Raw genomic sequence first — 22,041 nt, 5'->3', positions numbered from 1 at the left:
AGGGCGCTGCCCTCCTCAAACTCCTCCCGAGGTATTTGGAAAACCAAAGAAAACCGGGTCAGTCCTTGGAGACAAGGAAATTGGCGTGACCCATCTTGCGGCCAGGCTTGGTCTCGGTCTTGCCGTAAAGATGCAGGGCACAGGCCGGATCGGCGGCAAGGGCGGGGACACGGTCCATGTCGTCGCCGATCAGGTTTTCCATGCGGATGTCGCTGTGGCGGCTGCCGTCGCCCAGGGGCCAGCCCGCGACGGCGCGGATGTGCTGTTCGAACTGGTCGGTCATGCAGCCGTTCTGGGTCCAGTGGCCCGAATTGTGCACGCGCGGGGCGATCTCGTTCACGATCAGCCCGCCGGGGGTGACGAAGAACTCGACCCCCAGGACGCCGATATAATCGAGCGCGTTCAGGATCTTGCCCGCTGTCAGAACGGCATCGGTCAGGGTGCGGTTGGGCAGGTTGGCGGGCACCGTGGTGGTGCGCAGGATGCCGCCCTCATGCACGTTCTGGCCGGGGTCGAATGCGGCGACGCGGCCGTCGGTGCCGCGTGCCGCGATCACCGAGATTTCGCAGGTGAAATCGACGAAACCTTCGAGCACGGCGGGCGCGCCCTGCAGCGCGGCAAGCGCCTCTTCGGCGTCTTCGGGTTTGGTGAGCCGGGCCTGCCCCTTGCCGTCATAGCCGAAGCGGCGGGTTTTCAGGATCGAGGGAGTTCCAATGGTTTCAATGGCTTGAGACAGGGAGGCCGCGTCGTCCACCGTTGCGAAGGGGGCGGTCTGCAATCCGAGGTCGCGCAGGAAGGTCTTTTCGGTCAGGCGATCCTGGCTGATGCGCAGCGCCTCGCGCCCCGGGCGGATCGGGCGGATCTGGTCCAGCGCGTCGAGCGCTTCGGTCGGGATGTTCTCGAACTCATAGGTGAGGACATCGACGGAATTTCCGAAATTTTCCAAGGCCTTGATGTCGTCGTAGCCGGCCTGCAGGTGGAATTTGGCCACATGAGAGGCGGGGCAATCGCCGCCCGGTTCAAAGATCGCGGTCTTGAATCCGAGGCGGCTGGCCGCGACGGAAAGCATCCGGCCAAGCTGGCCTCCGCCGAGGATGCCGATGGTGCTGCCGGTGGGGAGAGGGGCGGTCATGAGGGTACCTGCAGTTTGTACGTTTTGCACGTTTTGTACGGCGTTTCCGACGTTTTGTACAAAGTCAGTCGCGGAGGGGTTCATCGGCGATGGAGGCAGAAAGATCGGCCCGCCACTGGTCGAGCCGGGCGGCAAGATCGGCATCCTGAAGGGCGAGGATCCCGGCGGCCATGAGACCCGCGTTTTTCGCCCCCGCCGCGCCGATGGCCATCGTGGCAACCGGGAAGCCGCGCGGCATCTGCAGGATGGAATAGAGACTGTCGACGCCGTTCAGCGCCCGGGTCTGGACCGGCACGCCGATCACCGGAACGCGGGTTTTCGAGGCCATCATGCCGGGCAGGTGCGCGGCGCCGCCGGCGCCCGCGATGATGACCTGCAGGCCCCGGGTGACGGCCGTCTTGCCGTAGTCCCACAGCCGGTCCGGCGTGCGGTGGGCCGAGACGATGCGCGCCTCGTACTCTACCCCGAGCTCGTCGAGAATATCCGCCGCCTCGACCATTGTGGGCCAGTCCGACTGGCTGCCCATGATGATGCCGACCCTGGGACTGTCCATGCCTGCCTCCGCGTTATGCGGGTGTTGTTATAGGCGATGGGGGCAGGGGCGCAATGGGGCGGCGTTCAGGCGATGATGTCGGGCAGCAGCCGGTCCTCGATCAGGGCGATCTTGTCCTTGAGCCGCAGCTTTTTCTTTTTCAGGCGCTGCAGCGTCAGGCGATCGGCGGTGCCGGTCTCCTGCAGTGCATGAATTGCCTCGTCGAGGTCGCGGTGTTCGCGGCGGAACACCTCCAACTCCACACGCAGAACGTCCTCGCTCTTCATGGCGATATCCGTGGGCGCGTTCATGAGCCTAATCCCTTGAGTGATACCCGGACCCCGAAGATAGCGTTTCTGTGGCATTGCGCATAGCCCCTTGCGCGGATTAGCCCCTGTGCCCATATTTCAGGGGCAACGGTCGCCTTCGGGGGCCGTGGCGTGACGGTCGCTTGTGCAAAGGACGTGTCGATGACCAAACTGACGCTGGGATCTTATCCCCATATGCTCGGGTTCGAGCAGCTGGAGCGCCTGCTGGAGCGCACCGCAAAGACATCGGAGGGCTATCCGCCCTTCAACATCGAGCAGACTTCGGATCATTCCTATCGCATCACCCTGGCCGTGGCCGGGTTCCGCGAGGATGACCTGTCGATCACCGTCGAGGACCGCCAGCTGGTCATCCGGGGTCGGCAGCGTGACGATGGGTCGGATCGCATATTCCTTCATCGCGGCATTGCCGCGCGGCAGTTCCAGCGCACATTTGTGTTGGCGGATGGTGTCGAGGTGGGTGAGGCTGTGATCGAGAACGGGCTGTTGCACGTCGATCTGACGATGAGCCGGCCCGAGACCGTCGTGCAGACGATCAAGATCAGGAAGGGGTAAGTACCATGCATGCCAAGTACGATTTTGACAAACTGGTCGAGGGGCGGACGGTCTATGTACGCCCGGTGAAAACCGCGGACCTGCCCGACGACGTGCGCAAGCAGGCGGCCGGTCGTGACACGCTGTATGCGGTGCACCGCGCCGATGGCGAACGCCTGGCGCTGGTCAAGGACCGCTCGCTGGCCTTCGTGCTGGCGCGGCAGAACGATCTGGCGCCGGTGACGGTGCACTGACGCATTGACGGGCGGGGGCTTTCCCCCTGATCTCGTATCGCAGGGCCCGGCGGATTTCGCCGGGCTTTTCGTTTCTGGGCGGTTGGGGGATCACCGACGCGGGGGCCAGAGGCCGAACCTCTCCCAAAGACAGTGCGCGGCGGCGGCATTGGCGCGGGCGCGGTCCGTCGTATCCTGCAGCGGGGCGGGGCGGTCCAGCGGCGTGACGCGGGCGCGCGCCGCGGGCGCCAGCCGCAGGGGGGTGCCTGTCAGCGCGCGCATGCCCGAGAGCCAAATGTCATCGACCGGGCGGGCCTCTGCCGGGATGTCGAAGGCGCGCGGGTCGATCATTCCGGGCCGGATCAGCACACCGGAAAACCCCTGTGCGATATCGCTGTGCGGGGGCGCGGCGCCCTGCCGTTTCAGCCGGTCGACGGACCAGCCGGAGGCGGCCACCGCCTCCGTGGGGCTGGCGGCGGTGCAGAGTGCGGCAAGCCAGCCGGGCTGGTAGAGGCAATCGTCATCGCAATAGGCAAGGGCGTCCTGTGGAAAGGCGCGCAGGGCCGGCAGCAGCTTGGTCGCCGGGCCATAGTCGGTGTCGGACCAGAGCAGGGTGACGCCCGGGGGCAGGGCTGGTGGCGTGACCGGGCCGGGAAAGCGGGCATAGTGGCGCGGCAGGCAGAGGACAACCCGCGCGGCACCTTGCGCCAGAAGGCTGTCCAGCACACCGGCCAGTGCGGCAAAGCGCGGCGGGATCGAGGTGAGCGTGATGGTCGTGCGGCTGGGCTCAGAAATTGAGATTGTAGTTCATCCGCAGTTTCATGTCGCGCGTGTCATCCAGGATGCGGCCGCCATCCAGGTCGAGCGTCAGCCGACCTTTGCCCGCGTCATAGGCAAACCCTGTTCCGATACGGGGGCCGGTATGGCTGGTTTCGCGGCCCAGCCCGTCGTCGAAACGGTTGTATTCCGCGCCAAGGCTGACATAGGGCGTCAACGCCGAGCCGAGGTCGAAACTGGCGCGGGTGCCCAGCGATCCGGTCACCCCGGTCACGGTTCGCGGGGCCAGGCCCCCGGCGGCGGGATGATCCTCGGCAAAGCCGGACACCCCGATGAAGGAACGGATGTCGGCGCTGCCCCAGGTGTAATCGGCGTTGGCGGTCAGCCCGGCGGCGCGGCGTTCGGCCTGGTAGGTGACGCCGCCGACGTCGTAATCGGGCCGTGCAAAAAGGGCGTATCCGGTCACGTTGTAGCGGTCGCCGATGCGGGACTTGAAATAGGGGCCGATGCTGAGCGCGTCGCTGTCGACCGAGACGCCGGAAACGTCCAGATCGGACCGGCCGGCCGACAGGAAGAAGCCCAGGCGCGTGGAGGCGCCGACCTCGTAGTCGAGGCCGAAGGTCAGTTCATGCGCGCTGCCGTCGATGTCGCCGTCAAAGACGCGCCCCTGCAAGGCTGCCCAGCCGGTCATGCCGGTCTGGTCGCCGTAGGTGGAGAGGAACAGCCCGTTTCGCGTGACCGAGGCCGGGGCGCCGCCCGAGAGGGTGCTGTTGATCGCGCTGCCGACAAAGCCCACCGATGTGCTGGCCGAGGCGAAGGCGCCCATGCCCTGCGCGGCCTTGCGTCCGCCCTGCCCTGCCGCACCGCTGCCACCCCCGCCGCAGGACAGGGTGAAGGTGTCGCCGGACTGGGCAAAGGCCTCGACCCCGTAGTCTCCGGTCAGGGCGGCGGTATGGCTGAACCCGTCGCAGGAGGTACCGTCGAAGGCGGGGTTGCAGATACTGTCATCCGTGCCGCCCTGTCCGCCGAATTCGATCGAGACGGCCAGGGTGCCGGCGTCCGGTGTCGAGATGTTCAGCGTCTCACCCTGTTGCAGGTTCACGGTCACAAAGGCCGGGGCGGTATGCACCACGCCCTGAACCGTGGAACAGTCCAGCGTGGTGGCCAAGGCGGGGCCGGATCCGATCAGGAGCGCGGCCAGTGGAATGAGGCGCAAGGGAATCATGGCATCAGTGTAGCATGGTCAATCCTTAACAGTTTATCACGGAAACTTTGGCGCTTCACCTGTCGGGCCGGCTGACGCCACTGGGCGTCACGTTTTTGTCACCTGACAAGAATCCCGCAACGACAGGCGCTTGTCCGGGCAGGGAGGCGTGTGGCGGGGGCCTTGGCCTTGACAGCTTGCCTGCCGCTGGGCGTCACTGATCGGACGTCAGTCACGATGATCGGAGTCGCCCATGCCCGGATCGGGGACCAGATGGAGGTTCGCAGTGCTTCTGGCGCTTGGCCTGGCCTTGCCCGGGCAGCGCGCAGAGGCGGCGGGCGATGCCCATGTGACCTGCGTGCAAGGACAGTTGCAGGCGTTGGGGTTCGATCCCGGGCCGATCGACGGCCAAAGCGGCCCGCGCACGCGCGGCGCGCTGCGTGCCTGGCTGGACACGCGCGAGGCCGGGACGCGCGCGGTCTTTGAAACCCTGCCGCCTTTCGACAACCGCTCCTCCGTGGGTTGGTGCCGCGAGATCGGGCTGGCCGAGCCCGAGGCGGCAAAGCTCATGCCCTCGGTCAATCCGCCCAGGATCCTGATCGGTCCGGACGTGCACCCTGAGATCGCCGACCACGTCCTGACGGCCTATGAAGAGGCCGAAGACTTTCTTGAGCGGCGGTATGGCGTGAAACTGGCCAGCCAGGTCAGCATCATCGTGGCGACCGAGGTCGAGGCCTGGCATCGCCTGATCGGCCAGGCCGGGACGATGAAGTTGCAAAGCTGGGCGGCGATCCGTGCGCGCGGCAAACGGGATTGCGACACCGAGTTCGGGCTGGGCGCCAGCGCTTCGCGCGACGGGCTGTCCTTTTGCGGCACCACCCTGGCCCTGAAGGAGCCGGGGCTGGCAGAGCTGTACCGCATGGTCCTGTCGGTGACGATGACGCATGAGGTGGTCCACCACGCACAGCGCGAATACAGCTATGACAAGGTTGCCCGCTGGGTGCACAACCCGGATGCGGTGCGCCCGCGCATGGGGCCGGCCTGGATGGTCGAGGGCACCGCGCAGGTGATCGAACAGGTCTTCATGGAGGAAAAGTTCGGCCGGGTGGCGCCCGCTCTGCACCAGATGCGCGCACAGGCCGCCGGGTCGGAGCTGACCCCGCGCCAGATCCGGCTGGCGCGAGAGGTGCGCACGGTCGAGGCCTATGACGTTTCGGCCTATGCCGTGGCGATGCTGGTCGAGCGGTTTGGCGAGGAAACCCTGTTCCGTTTCTGGCGCGCGGTGGGTGAGACCGACAATTGGTACACCGCCTTCGAGCAGGTCTATGGCATGACGGTGGAAAGCTTTGAAACGCTTTACCCGACGCTGCGCGACGACGAGATGGCCCAGCGAGAGTTCCTCGCCGATCGGGACATGAACGGCGATCACATCCTGGCGCACCGTCCGCTGACAGAGGCAGAGCTAGGGCGGTAATTCTTGACAGGCCCGGGGGCAGGCATTTCGATATCCTTGGTCCGGTGTGGGTGCGCAGAGGGTGGTGGTTAGTTGAAGAGATTGATTTTATATGCCTTTTATGGGTTGTTCGCCTTGGCGGGGCCGGCCGTGGCACAGGATCCGCATGTTGTCTGCGTTCAGCGGCAACTGGATGCCCTTGGCTTCGACCCGGGCCCGGCGGACGGCGCCATCGGGCCGCAGACACGCGGCGCTCTGGGCCGGTTGGTTTCCGAAACGGAGGCCCGCGAGGCGCTGGAGGTTTTGCCCGGCCTTTCGGCACGGGCGGCGCTGGGCTGGTGCCGCGAGATTGCGCGTCTCTACCCCGAGGCAAGGGGGCTGATGCCGTCTAGCGAGGGGCCGCAGATCTGGACGCCCGAGGGCTTTGACCCGATGATGCGGCTGGAGCTGCAGATCGCCTTTGACGAGGTTGCGCGGTACTTCGAAGAACGCTTTGGGGTGGCGCTGGCCAGCCGCGTGCAACTGGTTGCGGCCAATGATCCGGAAAGCCTGGGCCGGATTCTGCGGGCGGCGGCCAGCCATCAAGAGGTGGGCGCGGCGGAGGTCCGCCGGACCGCCGAGCGAAACTGCCGCAAGAGCTCGCGGATCGGCGCCTCGATGTACCGTCACCACATGGTGTTTTGCTGGCGCGAAGAGTTCGAAGCCGGGAATACCGCAAGGTTCGAGGATTTTCGTGTATGGCTGCGCCGGGTCATGGCGCATGAATTCACCCATCATCTTCAGCGCGAACTGGCTTATGACAAGGTGCCGCAATGGGTCCGGCGGGGACAGAGCGTGCGGCCCCGGATGGGGCCGGCCTGGATGGTCGAGGGCGGCGCCCAGGTAATCGAATACCGTTATATCCATGATATTCATGACAGTTCGTTGCCGCGCACCAAATGGCTGAGGCTGGGCGCGTCGCGCTCTGGCCTGACGCTGGACGGGATCCGCCGCAAGGGTGAGGTGCGCGAGCCCAACGCCTATAGCACCTCCTTCTACGCGGTGCACCTGCTGACAGAACGTTTCGGCGAAGAGACCTTGGTCAGCTACTGGCGGCGTCTGGGAGAGACCGACCGCTGGGAAACAGCCTTCGAGGATGTCTTTGGCATCGCGATGCAGGATTTCGAGCGCATCTTCCCGACCCTGACCGCCGATCCGGATGCCGCGCAGGAGTTCCTGGCGAACCGTGATCTGGATGGCGACGGGCTGATCGCGGGGTCCGCTGCGATGCCCGCCCCGGGGAACATGGCGGCGCAGCGCCGGGCGCAGGTGGTCTGTGTGCAACGCCAGTTGGCGGCGCTGGGCCTGTCGCCGGGCGCGGCGGACGGGGTGCCGGGGCCGCGCACCCGCGCGGCGCTGGCGGATTTTGTGCAGCGGCAGGGCGGCTCTGGTCGCGCGGTCTTTGACTTGCTTCCGGATCTGTCGCCCGGGTCGGCCGTGGCCTGGTGCCGCGAGATCGGGGCGACGGCCCCGGAGGCGGCAGAGCTTTTGCCTTCGGCTGCTCCGCCGGAGGTCGTGCTGGCCGCTGAGGTGCCCGAGGCAATGGGCGAGGTGCTGCGCGATCTCTACGGCGAGGCGCGCGATGCGGCGACCGGGGTCTACGGTTTGCGGGCGGCGACGGCGCCGGTGCTGATCTACGCGCAGGATGCGGATGCGCTGACAGGGATGCTGCGGCGGGATTATCCCGGCGCTTTGGGCCTGTCCGAGAACGAGGCCGGGCTTCATGCGCGGTCCTATTGCGGGGCCGGAGCCGACATCGCCAGGCTTGCCACCGATCTTTTGCCCGGGCGGATCGTGCTGTGCCTGCCGGAGGAGGTGACCGCGCGGCTGATCAGCGGCGCGGCCTCGACAGAGGCGCTGTCCCGGCGGATCGCCTATGATCACGCGCATCACCTGCTGGCCGAAATCGGCCTGCGGGATCCGTTGACGTCTGACGGGGCGGCGGGCCTACGGCCGGCCTGGATGGTGATCGGGACGGCGCGCGGGCTTGCCCGGGGCCGACCGTCCGAAAGCGGGGCCTTGCCGCTGGCCGAATTGCAGCGCGATGACGGGGCGATGCCGCTGGCCCAGTTGCGCGGGCGTATTCCGGCCCGGCTGACCGGGGCCGCCGCGACCTCGGAACTGGCCGTTGTGCTGTTGTCGGCGCGCTATGGAGAGGCGCGATTGACGGAGTTCTGGCGCAGGGTGGCGGCGCAAGGTGACTGGAAGTCCGCCTTTGAAACGGTCTACGGCCAATCGGTCACAGGGTTCGAGCGAGTCTTTGAAACCCTGCGCCGCGACGAGACCGCCGCCCGCGCCTATGCGACGGGGCAGGGGGCCTATCCCTACACGCCGGAAGAAAGGGCCTTGCTGGGCCTGCCGCCGGCAGAAGTCGAGGAAGCACGGGCTGTCGGGAAGGTAGGAATCCCCTGACTTGTTGACCGGCCACAGGATTTCCTAAGTTGATGCCAGACAGCATCAAGGGACCGGCATCATGGCGATCAAGAAACTGATGTGTTCGCTCACGCTCTGCCTGGCGGCCAGTATCGGCGCGGCAGAGGCTTCGGATCGGCATGTCAGCTGCGTGCAAAAGCAGCTGGCGACACTGGGGATCGACCCGGGCGAGAACGATGGTAGCAGCGGCGCGGGGACGCGGCAGGCGCTGGCAGAATTCATGCGCGGGCTGGTCGGTGAGGACGTGCAGGCGATCTTTGCCGGGTTGCCGGATTTCTCGGAACGCGCGGCGGTGGGTTGGTGCCGCGAGATCGGCGGATATGCCCCGCAGGCGGCGGCGCTGATGCCCTCGTCGGAACCGCCCCTGATCCTGACCGCGCCCAATATCCCGGAAGAGGTTCGGGGCTATATCCAGCGGTCTTACGATGACGCGCGCGCGATGTTCGCACAGGAATACGGCATCACCACCGCGTCCAAGCCGGTGCTGATCGTGGCCTTTGGGCGCGACGACCTGGAAAAGCTGCTGCTGGAGCCGGTCGAGGGCATTCCGGATCTGTCTGTCAGCGCGGCGCGGGACACCGCGGACGACCTTTGTGTCGGGGTCGAGCGCGTGATGGGCAGCGCCTATCGCAACCGGATCGCCCTGTGCATGCCGCCCGAACACCTGGACAGCGTGGCCAGCTACGACATCTGGCGCGGGCGCTACCAGTACGTGATGCTGCACGAATACATGCACCATGTTCAGCGTGAGATGCTGTATGACAAGGTCGCCTATGATGAGACCGGGCGCCGTCGCATGGGGCCGCTCTGGATGGTCGAAGGCAGCGCCTACCTTGCGCAGATCAAGTCGCGCGGCGGTCCCACCCGCGAGGTCTCTGTGCCCATGCTGGCCGCGCTGCGGGCCCGGGATGAGGAAGAGGCCGTGCCGCTGGATTACATCCGCAAGAAGCAGTCGGTGCGCTCGGACGGTGAATATTCTGCCTCGAACCTGGCGGTGGCCGTGCTGGCCCTGCGTTATGGCGAAGACCGGATGGTGGATTTCTGGCGGGTGGCCGGCGAGATGGACGACTGGGAACCCGCCTTCGAGACGGTCTACGGCATGAAGATGGCCGATTTCGAGGAGCTCTTCGAAGAGCTGCGCCACGACCAGGGCAAGCTGGTGAAATTCGCCCGCGGGCAGGAACCCTATGGGCTGGACATGCGGTTCGGCCCGATCAAGGGCGCCGGACGGCCGGGGCATGCAGGACGGGGCAGCGTGCGGGGGTAGCTCCCGGCACACGCGGACCAGTCGGCACACACAAGAAAGCCCGGCGCGTTGGCGCCGGGCTTTGTCGTCTTTCGGGGAGCGCGCCTTACTGCGCGGCGATCAGGCCCATGCTTTCCAGCTTGAGGATCACCTGGTGGGCGCAGTTGTCGACGTCGACGTTTTCGGTTTCGACCACCAGTTCGGCATTCTCGGGGACTTCATAGGGGTCGGAGATCCCGGTGAATTCCTTGATCTTGCCTTCGCGGGCGAGCTTGTACAGGCCCTTGCGGTCGCGGCGTTCGCATTCCTCCAGCGAGGTGGCGACATGGACCTCGGCAAAGGCGCCGTACTGTTCGATCATCTCGCGGACGGCGCGGCGGGTCGCGGTGTAGGGCGCGATGGGCGCACAGATCGCGATGCCGCCGTTCTTGGTGATCTCGGACGCAACATAGCCGATGCGCTTGATGTTCAGGTCGCGGTGCTCTTTCGAGAAGCCCAGTTCCGACGAGAGGTGTTTGCGCACCACGTCGCCGTCCAGCAGCGTCACCGGGCGACCGCCCATTTCCATCAGCTTGACCATCAGCGCGTTGGCGATCGTCGACTTGCCCGAGCCGCTGAGGCCGGTGAAGAAGACGGTAAAGCCTTGCTGCGAGCGCGGCGGCTTGGTCTTGCGCAGCTCTTCGACCACCTCGGGGAAGGAGAACCACTCGGGGATTTCCAGACCCTCTTGCAGGCGGCGGCGCAGTTCGGTGCCCGAGATATTGAGGATGGTGACGTTGTCCTTGTCCTCGATCTCGTCGTTGGGCTCGTACTGGGCGCGTTCCTGCACGTAGACCATGTGTTTGAAGTCGACCATCTCGATGCCCATTTCTTCCATGTGCTCACGGAAGAGGTCCTGCGCATCGTAGGGGCCGTAGAAATCCTCACCGGCAGAGTTCTTGCCGGGGCCTGCGTGGTCGCGGCCGACGATGATGTGGGTACAGCCATAGTTCTTGCGGATCAGCCCGTGCCAGACCGCCTCGCGGGGGCCGGCCATGCGCATCGCCAGCGGCAGCAGCGACATGGTGGTGGTCGATGCCGGGTACTTGTCCAGGACCGCCTCGTAGCAGCGCACGCGGGTGAAGTGATCGACGTCGCCCGGTTTGGTCATGCCCACGACGGGGTGGATCAGCAGGTTGGCCTGCGCGTCCTTTGCGGCGCGGAAGGTCAGTTCCTGGTGCGCGCGGTGCAGCGGGTTGCGGGTCTGGAAGGCCACGACGCGGCGCCAGCCCAGCTTGCGGAAGTAGGCGCGCAGTTCGTTCGGGGTGTCGCGGCGGGCGCGGAAGTCATAGTGCACGGGCTGCTGGATGCCGGTCACGGGACCGCCCAGGTAGACCTCGCCTGCCTGGTTGTGCAGGTAGTAGACGGCCGGGTGCGCCTGGTCGTCGGCGCCAAAGACCTTCTCGGCTTCGTTCGACTTGTTCGGGACGTATTTGTCGGTGACGGTCATGGTGCCCAGGATCACGCCTTCCTGGTCGCGCAGGGCAATGTCCTGGCCGATCTCGATGCTGTCGGCAAAGTCCTTTTTCACGTCCAGCGTGATCGGCATCGGCCAGAGCGTGCCGTCGGCCAGGCGCATGTTTTCCACGACGCCATTGTAGTCTTCCTCACCCAGGAAGCCCTTGAGCGGGTTGAAGCCGCCGTTCATCAGCAGTTCCAGGTCGCAGATCTGGCGCGGGCTCAGGTCGTGGCTGACGAGGTCGGCTGCTTCGACCTTCAGTTTCTGTGCGCTGTCGTAGGAAACGTACAGCTCGGGGATGGGGGCAAGGTTGTTCTGCATCAATTCGGTCCTGTGCTTAATGGGAACCAGGTTGCTGGAGGTGCCTGTCAGTTCGGCGTGGAGTGCGTCGTATTCCGCGAGTTTCCGGGCAAGAAACCGGTCCGTGAGCCGGTTCTTCTCGGCGGCCCCGCGAGAGGTCAGCGCATAGGCGAACCTCTGGCGCCGGTCCGGCCCCTCGCGTTCGCTGATCTTGATGAACCCGGCCTCGGCCGCCGCCCGGAGCTGCGCGTTCAACCGACCCAGGGAGACACCCAGCGCGGAGGCGATGGCACGCTGCGACGACACTTCCGGCGCCAGGTCGAGCTGGCGCAGGAGGCGGAAGAGCAGGCCTTCTTCATCCGAAATGAGCTGTGCCTTGGAGGCGGACATGGCGGGCGACTCAAAGTGTGTTCATCGATGAACGCATCCCACAGTTTGCACCTGCAGAAAAGCCGAAATTCGCGGGCGTGGGGGATTTCCGCCGGCGTGACTCTTGCGCAACGCCGGATCATCGCCGGTCAGGACGGGCTGTCAAAGCCGTCGGGCAAAAAGCGGAACATTGCCTGTGGCCCCTTTGGGTCAAGCTGGAAGAGATGCGGGCGCTTGGCCAGGACGAAGGTGCCGATACGCGAAGACAAGGCCAGCTTCATCGTGGTGGCGTAGACACGCGCCACCGTCACACGCCGCTTGCGAGAGGCGATTTGGATCAACTGCGCGGCATGTGCGGCGCTGATATTGTCACCATCGACCAGAAGGGCGACCGGGGTATCGGGGGGGAGCGGATCTTGCACAACGAAACGGGACACTGGCTTGGAAACGGCAATGCCGAGAGCAGAAATCCGATCCGGAGATAGTGCAACCCGAACCCCGGAAACAATTCGGCCCCGGCGGGATGCCGGGGCCGTTCGGGGGGCTACAGGGAGTGTCGCCTCAGGCGCTTTCGGGTTCGTTGGCGGCTTCCGGTGCGGGTTCGCCCGCCGCGTCCTGTTCCGCCAGCCAGCGCTCGGCCTCGAGCGCGGCCATGCAGCCCATACCGGCACTGGTTACGGCCTGACGGTACTTGTGGTCGGTCAGGTCGCCGGCGGCAAAGACACCGGGGATCGAGGTGGCGGTGCTGTCGGGCTTGGTCACCACATAGCCGCCCATGTGGGTTTCCAGCACGTCCTTGACCAGTTCGTTCGCCGGCGCGTGGCCGATGGCGACAAAGACGCCGGCGCAGGGGATCTCGGTGATCTCGCCGGTCTCGACGTGCTTGACCTTTACCCCGGTGACACCCTTGGGCATGTCGTCACCCACCACTTCCTCGAGCTGGTGGAACCAGAGCGGCTCAATCTTGGGGTTCTTCATCAGCCGGTCCTGCAGGATCTTCTCGGCGCGCAGCTCGTCGCGGCGGTGGATCAGCGTCACCTTGGAGGCGAAGTTGGTCAGGAACAGCGCCTCTTCCACGGCGGTGTTGCCGCCGCCGATCACGACGATTTCCTTGCCCCGGTAAAAGAAGCCGTCACAGGTGGCGCAGGCCGAGACGCCGAAGCCCTTGAAGGATTCTTCGGACGGCAAGCCCAGCCATTTCGCCCGCGCGCCGGTGGCGAGGATGACCGCGTCGGCGGTATAGGTCGTGCCGCTGTCGCCATGCGCCACGAAGGGGCGCTTGTCGAGTTCGAGCGAGCTGATGATGTCGCCGATGATCTCCGTGCCCATCGCGCGGGCGTGGGCCTCCATCCGGACCATCAGGTCGGGGCCCTGCACCTCGGTGTCGCCGGGCCAGTTTTCGACCTCGGTGGTGGTGGTCAGCTGCCCGCCGGGTTCCAGCCCCTGCACGAGGATCGGGTCCAGCATCGCCCGGCTGGCATAGACGCCCGCCGTATAGCCTGCGGGGCCGGAGCCGATGATGAGGACCTTGGTGTGGCGTGTCTCGGACATGGAATTTCTCCTTAGCGGCGCGTGCGGGGTCATATAACGACAAGGATGGGGCGAAAAAAGAGGGGCGGCAGGGTGCCGCGTCTTTGTGCCATGCCGGAAAAGATTCTTGCGCCTTGTTGAAATATTATTGCGCAGGGCCTACTGGCTGCTATAACAATCGCGAAATACACGGGGGAGACTATGGCAGGTCACCGGCTTGATCCGATCGATCGCAAGATTCTGGCAGAACTGCAAGCGGATGGCCGAATGACGAACGTCGAACTGGCCCGCAGGGTGGGTATTTCGGCGCCGCCCTGCCTAAGACGTGTGCGCGTTCTGGAAGAACAGGGCTATATCCGCGGCTACCACGCCGAGGTCGACAGCCGCGCGCTGGGCTTCGAGGTGCAGGTCTTTGTCATGGTCGGGCTGCAAAGCCAGGCCGAGGTGGATCTCAGTGTCTTCGAGGAACGCTGCCGCGCCTGGCCGCTTGTGCGCGAATGCCACATGCTGAACGGCGAGGTGGATTTCATCCTGAAATGCGTCGCGCCCGACCTGTCGACCTTTCAGAGTTTCCTGACCGGAGAGCTGTTGACTGCGCCCAACGTCGCCAGCGTCAAGACATCGCTGGTGATCCGCAACGCCAAGGACGATCCCGGCGTGCCCTTCGAGGTACTGGAAGAACGGTTGAGCCGCACCGCCTGAGCGGATGCGGCCCTGTGGTCGTGTCGGGCGGGGCTTGCCCCGCCGCCCGGTCAGACCCCCACGAGGTTTTCGACCACGTCCCTCGTCGTGCGCGTCATGCTGACCTGCCCGAAATCGTCCAGTGCCGAGATGTTGGGGAACATCGTCAGGTAGAGTGCCCGCATGTTCTGGCCCAGGGACTGCCCCGCCGTGTTGCCAGGGTGATAGGTTTCCAGGTCGACGCCGCCGATGCGGATGGTCGTGTGGCGTTGCACCATCAGGTGGAACAGCTGCACCGTGCCCATCGGCGTCACCTCCAGGAAGCGGTCGCCGTCGGCGTAGTCCTTGACCGGGGCCAGCACGCTGTTCTGACCCAGCAGATCCTCCAGCCGGGGGTGACGCACCACCATTCGTGCGGCCGGGCCCAGCAGCAGGTCCATCGGTGGATGCCCCATCCCGAAGGCATCGGTCGTGATCCGCGTCATGTGGGTGAGCGTGGTCGCCTCGTCCTCGTGGCCGGGGACATAGGTCGTGGAGCCGATCCAGGTGACGGGCTCCGACCCGCTGGCGGTCAGGATGTAGTCGCCGGGCACGAGGTCCTCGATGGCCACCGGGCCGCGCACCGTTTCGATCAGCGTGCCGCGCGCAAAGGCCGAGGCGCATTCCTCGAAGAACGGAGAGGCCGGGGCGACATGCTGGGTGAAGGAGACCGTGAGGTCGGGAAGCAGGGCGGCGACCTCGTATTTGCGCATGAGAGAGCCTGCGCGGCGAGGTCGCCCGTCCGGAGAGAGTTCCCGTTCCTGAGAAACGGGAAGAGAGAGAGCCGGGTCAGCCGCCGGGGCAACGCCCGAAAGGCCGCGATGGAGGCGGGTCATGTGAACACCCCTTGAGGTTGGTCACATCCGTGTTGGCCCCCACCAACAACGACAGACGGAATATTGAAACAAGTAACTGACTGATGCCGATCTGGCCGCAATCGGCCTGGCCTGTCAAAATTGGCGCGCTTGAGGGGTTGCGGCGGGCGACAATGCGGAAGCTTCTCCGGGATTGTCGGACCTGGCGGGACATTGGTGCCACATTCCGCCGGCTGCGCGGCGAATCGAAGCCTGTCGGATGTCTGGGGGAGGGGCCTGTGGACGGGCGCGGGGCGCTATCCAGGCTGGCCGGGAGTGGACCGGCGCGGCATAGCCGCGACGGCCGGGGACTTGGTCACAATACAGGGATACAGGGCGTTTCCGGCCCTGCCACGGAAGGGTCAGGCGCTCTTGACGCTGGGCTGGCGCGGGGCCTGCGCCTGTTCGCGGCGGACGATCATGGCCGTACGCGGGGCGCCGCGTTCGAACGGCAGGCGCGGTGCGCCCTTGCGGGCGGTTTCCGTGATCGATGCGATAAAGCGGCGCTGCGGTTTCATGACGTGTCCTCTGCTCTGCCTCTGGTCGTGCCTGTCCGTAGAATTTGCAGCGAATTGCGGCATCATTGGGACAATGGCGGGCCAATAGGCGGATTGTTTCCGGCGGGGGCCGGGCATAGCGTCTAGAGCCGGATGGCAGAGATCAGGCGGCCATAGTCCGCCTCTCCGGCATGGGTGGCGCGGCGGTAGGAATAGAACCGATCCGGGTCGGAATAGGTGCAATGACGTGTCCATTCCGCCTCGACCCCGGCCTCGCGCAGGCGGTGCAGCCCGTAGGCGGGCAGGTCGAACATCATGCGGTCGCCCGTGCCGCCGGCAAAGAACCGGCTGTTGCGCCCGTCCTCGATGACGAAATCCTCGAAGAACTCGGGGCCGACCTCGTAGGCGCGCTGACTGATCGAGGGGCCGATCACGGCGCGAATCCCCTCGCGCGTGGCGCCGAGGGCCAGCATCGCCTCGACCGTGGCCTCCAGCACGCCATCCCGCGCACCGCGCCAGCCCGCGTGGGCCGCGCCGATCACACCTGCGCCGTGGTCGGCGAACAGCACCGGCTGGCAATCGGCGGTCAGCACCCCCAGCGCCACGCCGGGCGTCGCGGTGACAAGCGCGTCTGCCTTCCTGTCCGAGGCATCCTGGGGCTGTACCACGGTGACGACATCCGGCGAATGCACCTGGTGCACGGTCAGCAGGCGGTCGGGCGCGGTTTCCATCGCGTTGGCCACGCGCGACCGGTTGATTGCCACGATTTCCGCCTGGTCCGAGGAGCCGGCGCCGCAGTTCAGCCCCGAGAAGATACCCGAGGAGGCGCCGCCCCGGCGCGTGAAAAAACCGTGGCGCAGGGGGGAGAGGCTCAGCGAAGTGATGATCTCGAGCGTCATGGCGTGGCGCGCAGCTCCAGTCCGGGCGGGGGCGGGGAACCCTGTGGCAGCAGGGCGATGGTCTTGAACAGTGATCCCATTTCCGCCGGATGCGTCAACCGGCGATGTGCGGCAATGTGGCTGTCCAGCGCCTCGCCGCTGAGTCGCTGCGCCAGCGCCTGGGCCCGCGCGGTGATCCCCAGGCGTTCCAGGAAAACACCCTGCGGGGTCAGCAACGTATGGGTGGCGGGGGCGGCGGCAGTGGCCAGGGCCTCGAAATCGACATGGGTGGTGAGGTCGGACTCTCCGGGGGTGGCGAGCGGGTTGGCGGCCTTGTGCCCCTGCAGGGCCTGCAAGGTGTCACCAAGCGAGCGCCAGTCGCCATAGTCGACGATCAGCGCAAGCCCGCCATGTCGGGCGATTCGGGCGCCAAGGGTGGCTGTGATGGCCTGCGCCGGGGCACAGGTCTCGACGATGTCGCCGTCGCGCGTGTCCTGCAGCCTGTGGGCCAGGCCGGGCTGCGGGGCGGGCGCGGCAAGGCCAAGCGCAAGCGTGCCCGCATCGTCCAGCCCGACGACCCGTTCCTGCCAGGCCTCACCCGCGCGCTGGAACTGGCGCACCGGCAGCGCGTCAAAGAACTCGTTGGCGACAAGGAAGATCGGCCCCTCGGGCAGATCCTCGACGCTGTCATGCCATGTTGCCTGCGGCAGGCGGCCGGCCTGTTCGGTGCGCAGCTTGGGCGAGGTTTCGACAAGATGCAGGCGGGCGGCGTCGTGAAAGCCGGGAACGCGGGCGGTGGCGCGCAGGATGTCGGCCATCAGGGTGCCGCGCCCGGGGCCAAGCTCTGCTAGGACAAAGGGCGAGGGCGCCCCCTGGTCCATCCAGCTTTGCGCCAGGCACAGGCCCACCAGCTCACCGAACATCTGGCTGATTTCAGGCGCGGTTGTAAAATCGCCCGCCGCGCCCAGAGGGTCACGCGTGCTGTAATAGCCGTGCTGCGGATGCATCAGGCAGGCGGCCATGAAGTCGGCCAGCGTCATCGGCCCGTTGGCCATGACCTGCCGGACCAGGATATCGCGCAGTGCGGTCAAGAGGCCGCGTCAGCCCTGGCCCCGCGCGCGCGGTTCAGGGCGAACCAGATTGTCAGCGCCCCACCCAGGATCATCGGCAGGGTCAGCAGTTGCCCCATCGTCAGGCCGTAGCCGTTCACCTGCAGGGCAAGACCCAGCGGGTTGCCTTCGGACTGGAACTGCGCGTCGGGCTGGCGAAAGAACTCGACGATGAATCGCCCGATGCCATAGCCCATGAAGAAGGTGCCCGCGACTGCGCCGGGCCGTTTCAGCCACCCGCGCGAGACCATCCAGATCAGTACGATCAGCAGCACCAGTCCTTCGAGCGTTGCCTCGTACAGCTGCGAGGGGTGACGCGCACAGAGTTCGCCAAGGGGCTGGCCGCAGTCCTGTGCCAGTTGGCCGGGAAAGATCACCGCCCAGGGCGCGTCCGAGGGGCGGCCCCAGAGCTCGGCGTTGATGAAATTCGCCAGCCGGCCCAGCAGCAGCCCCGGCGGTGTCGCCAGCGCCAGCAGGTCCGAGGCCGAGGCCAGTGGCACCTTGTTGCGCGCGCAGAAGATCCAGACCGCCAGCACCACGCCGATCAGCCCGCCGTGAAAGGCCATGCCGCCCTGCCAGATCATCAGGATTTCCGCCGGATGCGTCAGGTAGTAGCCGGGCATGTAGAACAGGACAAAGCCCAGCCGCCCACCCAGGATGATGCCCAGGATCACCCAGGTCAGCAGGTCCTCGATCTGGCGCGGGGTCATGGGCGGCGTGTCATTGGCCCACAGGTGCGCACGCTTGACCGCCCAGAGGGCCAGCCGCCAGCCGATCAGGATGCCCGCGATATAGGCGAGCGCGTACCAGCGCAGCGCGAATTCGAACCCGAAAAGCGCGATGGAAAAGACCTCTGACGAGAGATCGGGAAAGGGAATGGCGGCCTGCATGCGTCCTGTTGCCTCTTGTCGCGCGGCGAAGTCAACCTTGAGGGTTCCGCCTTGTGCGACCATATAGGCAGGGAATGCAACGGCGGAGTGACCCAATGCAGACGCGTAACAAGGTTTTCGAGGATATCAGCCAGCTGATGACCAACGCTATGGGCGTGGCCCAAGGCGCGCGGGAAGAGGCGGAAACCGCCATGAAGTCGATGATCGACCGCTGGCTTGCGGATCGTGATTTCGTCACCCGCGAGGAATTCGACGCGGTCCGCGCGATGGCGCAGAAGGCGCGCGAGGAAAACGAAGCGCTGAAGGCGCGTATCGAAGCGCTGGAAAAGGGCTGAAGCCCTGACGGCATCGGGCCGGATTTCGCGGAAATGAGATGAAACCTCTCATTTCCGTCCTGGCCCGGCGCAAGACTCTCATTCCTGCAAACTTGCGCGGTTTCTGACCGCAGGGGTTTGACAGTCCGCCCCTCCTTGGCTTTCGGTAGCGCCAACACGAGGAGGCGGGACATGTATCTGGGTTTGGATATGGGAACCTCGGGGCTGCGGGCCCTGTTGGTGGATGGCAACGGTGCGCCGGTGGGCAGCGCCGTGCGGGCCTATGCGCCGAAACATCCGCATCCCGGCTGGTCCGAACAGGATCCGGCGGATTGGGTGGCGGCGGTGGACGGCGCGCTGGGCGAACTGGCCGCCGCACATCCCCAAGCCATGTCCGCTGTGCGGGGCATGGGCGTGTCAGGTCACATGCATGGTGCCACGCTGCTGGATGCCGACGGTGCGGTGCTGCGTCCCTGCATCCTGTGGAACGACACCCGCAGCGCGGCCGAGGCCGCAGAGCTGGACGGAGCGGCGGCGGTACGCGACCTTTCGGGCAATATCGTCTTTCCGGGGTTCACCGCGCCGAAACTGCTCTGGGTGGCGCGCAACGAACCCGATGTTTTTGCCCGCACCGCGACGGTTCTGCTGCCCGCCGCCTACATGAACTTTCACCTGACAGGCGAACGCTTTGCCGACATGTCGGACAGCGCCGGCACCGCTTGGCTGGATGTGGGCGCGCGCGACTGGTCCGCGCGCCTGCTGGAGGTGTCGGGGATGCGCCCCGACCAGATGCCGCGCCTCGTCGAGGGCTGCGAGGCGGGGGGCACCCTGCGCCCCGACCTCGCGGACCGTTGGGGCATGTCTGCGGGTGTGATCGTGGTCGGCGGGGCGGGCGACAACGCGGCTTCGGCCTGTGGAGTCGGCGCGATGCGCGAGGGAACGGGTTTTGTCTCGCTGGGCACATCGGGTGTCGTGCTGACCGGGCGCGACGGCTATGCGCCGCTGCCGGAAAGCGCGGTCCACACCTTTTGCCACGCGGTGCCGGGGCAGTGGTACCAGATGGGGGTGATCCTGGCGGCAACGGACAGCCTGAACTGGTTGTCGCGGGTGACGGGGGCCTCCCCGGCGGAGCTTGCGACCGAGCTGGGCGACACTTTTGACGGGCCGGGAGCGCTGCGCTTCATGCCCTACCTTTCGGGTGAGCGGACGCCGCACAACGACAGCCGCATCCGGGCGGGGTTCTTGAACATCGACGTGGGCAGCAGCCGCCGCGACATGACGCGCGCGGTGATGGAGGGCGTTGCCTTTGCCCTGTGTGATTGCGCCGAGGCGCTGAAGGCCTCCGGCGCACGGCTGGACAGCCTTCTGGCCATCGGCGGCGGGGCGCAGTCGCGCTATTGGGTGGAACTGATCGCGACGGTCCTGGATGTGCCGCTGGCCTTGCCCGACAAGGGCGATTTCGGCGCGGCGCTGGGTGCGGCCCGGCTGGCGATGGTGGGGGCCGGGGCGGGCACGGTCGACGAGATCATGACGCCCCCGCCCGTGCGCGAGACCATTGCGCCGAATGCGGCGCTGACCGGCGCCTACCGCGACGCCTATGCCGCGTGGCGCGAGATTTATCCGGCAGTGAGGGGGCTGACATGAGCACGGGATTTTTCGACGGGATCGACACCATCCGGTACGAGGGGCCGCAAAGCACCAGCGAACTGGCCTATCGCCACTACGACCCCGATGAGATGGTCATGGGCAAGCGCATGGAGGATCACCTGCGTTTTGCCGTCGCCTGGTGGCACAGCTTTGCCTGGGAGGGGGGCGATCCGTTCGGCGGTCAGACCTTTGTCCGGCCCTGGCATCCGCAGGACGACATGGGGCGCGCGAAGATGAAGGCCGACGTGGCCTTCGAGATGTTCGGCATCCTGGGCCAGCCCTTTTATTGCTGGCATGACGCGGACATCCGGCCGGAAATGGGCAATTACGCCGACAACCTCGCCGGGCTGGAAGAGATCACTGACTACATGGGCGAAAAGCAGGAGGCCACGGGGACCCGGCTGCTCTGGGGGACGGCCAACTTGTTCTCGCACCGGCGGTTCATGTCGGGGGCGGCGACCAACCCGGACCCGGAGGTCTTTGCCTTTGCTGCCGCGACGGTGAAGGGCTGCATCGACGCGACGCATAAACTCGGCGGGCAGAACTATGTCCTCTGGGGCGGGCGAGAGGGGTATGAAACCCTGCTGAACACCGACCTGGGCCGCGAAGCCGACAACATGGCGCGCTTCCTGTCGATGGTGGTGGATTATAAGCACAAGATCGGGTTCGAGGGCACGATCCTTGTCGAACCCAAGCCGCAGGAACCGTCGAAGCATCAGTATGATTACGACGTGGCCACCTGCATCGGCTTCCTGCGCAAGTACGGGCTGCAGGACGATATCAAGCTGAACATCGAGCAGGGACATGCGATCTTGGCCGGGCATTCGTTCGAACATGAGCTGGCGCTGGCGGCCACCGAAGGGATGCTGGGGTCGATCGACATGAACCGCAACGACTACCAGTCGGGCTGGGACACCGACCAGTTTCCGAACAACGTGCCCGAGGTGGCGCTGGCCTACTACCAGGTGCTGAAGATGGGCGGGTTCACCACCGGCGGGACCAATTTCGACGCCAAGCTGCGGCGGCAGTCGCTGGACCCGGTGGACCTGGTGGCCGCCCATGTGGGGGGCATGGACATCTGCGCGCGCGGGCTGAAGGCGGCGGCGGCGATGCTGGAGGACGGCGGGCTGGAGCAAGCCCTGGCCGAGCGGTACGCGGGTTGGGACACGCCCGGGGCACAGGCCATGTTGCAAAGCGACCTGGGGGCGATCCAGCGCAGGGTGCTGGAGGAGGGGATCAATCCCGAGCCACGGTCCGGCCGGCAGGAACGGCTGGAAAACTGGGTCAACCGGTTCGTCTGAGGGGGAGGCCGCTCAGGCGGGCCCGGGGGCGTCGTCGATCTGGTGAATCCAGACCTCGAACCCGGTCAGGTCGTGGCGGCCGAAACTGTGGATCAGCGGCACGTCCGCCGCGTCACGTCCGCGCGCGATCAGCACCCGGCCAAAGCGGGTGTCGTTGTTGCGCGGATCGAAGACCCACCATTGCCCGCCCAGGTAGACCTCCATCCAGGCGGCGAAATCCATTGG

22 protein-coding genes and 1 pseudogene are annotated in these 22,041 nt (G+C 66.1%); 9 read left to right on the top strand and 14 right to left on the bottom strand.

All coding sequences use genetic code 11. From position 1 onward, the window contains the following. Positions 1-58: 58 nt before the first annotated feature. The 3 genes from PVW46_RS24325 to PVW46_RS24315 form a co-directional block, all read right to left on the bottom strand. Entirely contained in the window at positions 59-1,132 is a 1,074-nt protein-coding gene (locus PVW46_RS24325; RefSeq protein ID WP_069209529.1) for a 5-(carboxyamino)imidazole ribonucleotide synthase, read from the bottom strand. A gap of 64 nt (positions 1,133-1,196) precedes the next feature. Then, a complete protein-coding gene (gene purE, locus PVW46_RS24320) occupies positions 1,197-1,685 on the bottom strand; it encodes a 5-(carboxyamino)imidazole ribonucleotide mutase (protein WP_043140869.1) in 489 nt (162 codons plus the stop codon). Between the two features lie 65 nt (positions 1,686-1,750). Further along, positions 1,751-1,975 carry a YdcH family protein gene (locus PVW46_RS24315; RefSeq protein WP_074621861.1) on the bottom strand — a complete coding sequence of 75 codons (225 nt, stop codon included), beginning with the start codon at positions 1,973-1,975 and terminating at the stop codon, positions 1,751-1,753. 159 nt (positions 1,976-2,134) lie between these two features. Between PVW46_RS24315 and PVW46_RS24310 the strand changes: the two genes are divergently transcribed. Both PVW46_RS24310 and PVW46_RS24305 read left to right on the top strand, forming a co-directional pair. Then, positions 2,135-2,545, top strand: coding sequence for an Hsp20 family protein (locus PVW46_RS24310; protein ID WP_043140874.1), 411 nt, complete (start codon positions 2,135-2,137; stop codon positions 2,543-2,545). Positions 2,546-2,550: 5 nt separating this feature from the next. Further along, positions 2,551-2,778, top strand: coding sequence for a DUF1150 family protein (locus PVW46_RS24305; protein WP_043140876.1), 228 nt, complete (start codon positions 2,551-2,553; stop codon positions 2,776-2,778). A 90-nt stretch (positions 2,779-2,868) separates the two neighbouring features. Here PVW46_RS24305 and PVW46_RS24300 read toward each other — a convergent pair whose 3' ends face one another. Both PVW46_RS24300 and PVW46_RS24295 read right to left on the bottom strand, forming a co-directional pair. After that, on the bottom strand, positions 2,869-3,483 hold the full coding sequence (locus tag PVW46_RS24300) for a glycosyltransferase family A protein (protein WP_069209527.1): 615 nt from the start codon (positions 3,481-3,483) through the stop codon (positions 2,869-2,871). 61 nt (positions 3,484-3,544) lie between these two features. Beyond that, positions 3,545-4,759 (bottom strand): autotransporter outer membrane beta-barrel domain-containing protein, encoded by a 1,215-nt coding sequence (locus PVW46_RS24295; protein WP_069209526.1) that lies wholly within the window; start codon positions 4,757-4,759, stop codon positions 3,545-3,547. Between the two features lie 265 nt (positions 4,760-5,024). Here PVW46_RS24295 and PVW46_RS24290 point away from each other — a divergent pair, with 265 nt between their 5' ends. The 3 genes from PVW46_RS24290 to PVW46_RS24280 all read left to right on the top strand — a co-directional run bounded on the left by PVW46_RS24290 (position 5,025) and on the right by PVW46_RS24280 (position 9,930). After that, a complete protein-coding gene (locus tag PVW46_RS24290; protein WP_069209525.1) occupies positions 5,025-6,212 on the top strand; it encodes a peptidoglycan-binding domain-containing protein in 1,188 nt (395 codons plus the stop codon). Between the two features lie 129 nt (positions 6,213-6,341). Next, complete coding sequence (locus PVW46_RS24285; protein WP_139132305.1) at positions 6,342-8,642, top strand: peptidoglycan-binding domain-containing protein; 2,301 nt, start codon at positions 6,342-6,344, stop codon at positions 8,640-8,642. Between the two features lie 61 nt (positions 8,643-8,703). Further along, on the top strand, positions 8,704-9,930 hold the full coding sequence (locus PVW46_RS24280; protein WP_043140891.1) for a peptidoglycan-binding protein: 1,227 nt from the start codon (positions 8,704-8,706) through the stop codon (positions 9,928-9,930). 85 nt (positions 9,931-10,015) lie between these two features. Here PVW46_RS24280 and PVW46_RS24275 read toward each other — a convergent pair whose 3' ends face one another. From PVW46_RS24275 to trxB, 3 genes are all read right to left on the bottom strand, one after another. After that, on the bottom strand, positions 10,016-12,097 hold the full coding sequence (locus PVW46_RS24275) for a bifunctional sulfate adenylyltransferase/adenylylsulfate kinase (RefSeq protein WP_069209523.1): 2,082 nt from the start codon (positions 12,095-12,097) through the stop codon (positions 10,016-10,018). Between the two features lie 128 nt (positions 12,098-12,225). Next, positions 12,226-12,513, bottom strand: a complete 288-nt coding sequence (locus tag PVW46_RS24270; protein ID WP_069209522.1) for a PIN domain-containing protein — start codon at positions 12,511-12,513, stop codon at positions 12,226-12,228. A 124-nt stretch (positions 12,514-12,637) separates the two neighbouring features. Next, positions 12,638-13,627, bottom strand: a complete 990-nt coding sequence (gene trxB / locus PVW46_RS24265; RefSeq protein ID WP_052244445.1) for a thioredoxin-disulfide reductase — start codon at positions 13,625-13,627, stop codon at positions 12,638-12,640. A 180-nt stretch (positions 13,628-13,807) separates the two neighbouring features. Here trxB and PVW46_RS24260 point away from each other — a divergent pair, with 180 nt between their 5' ends. After that, positions 13,808-14,308, top strand: a complete 501-nt coding sequence (locus PVW46_RS24260; RefSeq protein ID WP_043140899.1) for an Lrp/AsnC family transcriptional regulator — start codon at positions 13,808-13,810, stop codon at positions 14,306-14,308. Positions 14,309-14,358: 50 nt separating this feature from the next. On the opposite strand, the gene PVW46_RS24255 is transcribed toward PVW46_RS24260, so the two are convergent. The 5 genes from PVW46_RS24255 to lgt all read right to left on the bottom strand — a co-directional run bounded on the left by PVW46_RS24255 (position 14,359) and on the right by lgt (position 18,554). Beyond that, positions 14,359-15,039 (bottom strand): Hint domain-containing protein, encoded by a 681-nt coding sequence (locus tag PVW46_RS24255; protein ID WP_069209521.1) that lies wholly within the window; start codon positions 15,037-15,039, stop codon positions 14,359-14,361. A gap of 503 nt (positions 15,040-15,542) precedes the next feature. Continuing rightward, a complete protein-coding gene (locus PVW46_RS24250; protein ID WP_157923564.1) occupies positions 15,543-15,698 on the bottom strand; it encodes a hypothetical protein in 156 nt (51 codons plus the stop codon). A 122-nt stretch (positions 15,699-15,820) separates the two neighbouring features. Next, positions 15,821-16,576 (bottom strand): peptidoglycan editing factor PgeF, encoded by a 756-nt coding sequence (pgeF, locus tag PVW46_RS24245; RefSeq protein WP_043140905.1) that lies wholly within the window; start codon positions 16,574-16,576, stop codon positions 15,821-15,823. Further along, complete coding sequence (locus PVW46_RS24240; RefSeq protein ID WP_069209520.1) at positions 16,573-17,646, bottom strand: class I SAM-dependent methyltransferase; 1,074 nt, start codon at positions 17,644-17,646, stop codon at positions 16,573-16,575. Before PVW46_RS24240 ends, pgeF begins: the two co-directional genes overlap by 4 nt. Then, positions 17,643-18,554 (bottom strand): prolipoprotein diacylglyceryl transferase, encoded by a 912-nt coding sequence (gene lgt / locus PVW46_RS24235; RefSeq protein ID WP_069209519.1) that lies wholly within the window; start codon positions 18,552-18,554, stop codon positions 17,643-17,645. Before lgt ends, PVW46_RS24240 begins: the two co-directional genes overlap by 4 nt. Positions 18,555-18,649: 95 nt before the next feature. Between lgt and PVW46_RS24230 the strand changes: the two genes are divergently transcribed. The 3 genes from PVW46_RS24230 to xylA all read left to right on the top strand — a co-directional run bounded on the left by PVW46_RS24230 (position 18,650) and on the right by xylA (position 21,816). Next, complete coding sequence (locus PVW46_RS24230; protein ID WP_043140914.1) at positions 18,650-18,889, top strand: accessory factor UbiK family protein; 240 nt, start codon at positions 18,650-18,652, stop codon at positions 18,887-18,889. A gap of 171 nt (positions 18,890-19,060) precedes the next feature. Continuing rightward, positions 19,061-20,512: a xylulokinase gene (gene xylB / locus PVW46_RS24225; protein WP_069209518.1), complete on the top strand. Its 1,452-nt coding sequence runs from the start codon at positions 19,061-19,063 to the stop codon at positions 20,510-20,512. Further along, positions 20,509-21,816, top strand: a complete 1,308-nt coding sequence (xylA, locus tag PVW46_RS24220) for a xylose isomerase (RefSeq protein WP_069209517.1) — start codon at positions 20,509-20,511, stop codon at positions 21,814-21,816. Before xylB ends, xylA begins: the two co-directional genes overlap by 4 nt. A 12-nt stretch (positions 21,817-21,828) precedes the next feature. Here xylA and PVW46_RS24215 read toward each other — a convergent pair. Next, positions 21,829-22,041 (bottom strand): annotated as a pseudogene (locus tag PVW46_RS24215) (transglutaminase family protein); the annotation flags it as partial.

Origin of the sequence: Mameliella sp. AT18 (assembly GCF_028807275.1) — a bacterium.
Classification (GTDB): Bacteria; Pseudomonadota; Alphaproteobacteria; order Rhodobacterales; family Rhodobacteraceae; genus Antarctobacter; species Antarctobacter albus.
This window is presented reverse-complemented; position numbering and strand designations above follow the sequence as displayed.

Excerpts from the sequence above, each read along its gene's own strand:
- PVW46_RS24315 (WP_074621861.1), bottom strand. The coding sequence starts at position 1,975 with ATGAACGCGCCCACGGATATCGCCATGAAGAGCGAGGACGTTCTGCGT.
- PVW46_RS24260 (WP_043140899.1), top strand. The coding sequence starts at position 13,808 with ATGGCAGGTCACCGGCTTGATCCGATCGATCGCAAGATTCTGGCAGAA.
- PVW46_RS24280 (WP_043140891.1), top strand. The coding sequence starts at position 8,704 with ATGGCGATCAAGAAACTGATGTGTTCGCTCACGCTCTGCCTGGCGGCC.
- trxB (WP_052244445.1), bottom strand. The coding sequence starts at position 13,627 with ATGTCCGAGACACGCCACACCAAGGTCCTCATCATCGGCTCCGGCCCC.
- PVW46_RS24310 (WP_043140874.1), top strand. The coding sequence starts at position 2,135 with ATGACCAAACTGACGCTGGGATCTTATCCCCATATGCTCGGGTTCGAG.
- xylA (WP_069209517.1), top strand. The coding sequence starts at position 20,509 with ATGAGCACGGGATTTTTCGACGGGATCGACACCATCCGGTACGAGGGG.
- PVW46_RS24275 (WP_069209523.1), bottom strand. The coding sequence starts at position 12,097 with ATGTCCGCCTCCAAGGCACAGCTCATTTCGGATGAAGAAGGCCTGCTC.
- PVW46_RS24295 (WP_069209526.1), bottom strand. The coding sequence starts at position 4,759 with ATGATTCCCTTGCGCCTCATTCCACTGGCCGCGCTCCTGATCGGATCC.
- xylB (WP_069209518.1), top strand. The coding sequence starts at position 19,061 with ATGTATCTGGGTTTGGATATGGGAACCTCGGGGCTGCGGGCCCTGTTG.
- pgeF (WP_043140905.1), bottom strand. The coding sequence starts at position 16,576 with ATGACGCTCGAGATCATCACTTCGCTGAGCCTCTCCCCCCTGCGCCAC.
- PVW46_RS24255 (WP_069209521.1), bottom strand. The coding sequence starts at position 15,039 with ATGCGCAAATACGAGGTCGCCGCCCTGCTTCCCGACCTCACGGTCTCC.
- PVW46_RS24325 (WP_069209529.1), bottom strand. The coding sequence starts at position 1,132 with ATGACCGCCCCTCTCCCCACCGGCAGCACCATCGGCATCCTCGGCGGA.
- lgt (WP_069209519.1), bottom strand. The coding sequence starts at position 18,554 with ATGCAGGCCGCCATTCCCTTTCCCGATCTCTCGTCAGAGGTCTTTTCC.
- purE (WP_043140869.1), bottom strand. The coding sequence starts at position 1,685 with ATGGACAGTCCCAGGGTCGGCATCATCATGGGCAGCCAGTCGGACTGG.
- PVW46_RS24230 (WP_043140914.1), top strand. The coding sequence starts at position 18,650 with ATGCAGACGCGTAACAAGGTTTTCGAGGATATCAGCCAGCTGATGACC.
- PVW46_RS24305 (WP_043140876.1), top strand. The coding sequence starts at position 2,551 with ATGCATGCCAAGTACGATTTTGACAAACTGGTCGAGGGGCGGACGGTC.
- PVW46_RS24250 (WP_157923564.1), bottom strand. The coding sequence starts at position 15,698 with ATGAAACCGCAGCGCCGCTTTATCGCATCGATCACGGAAACCGCCCGC.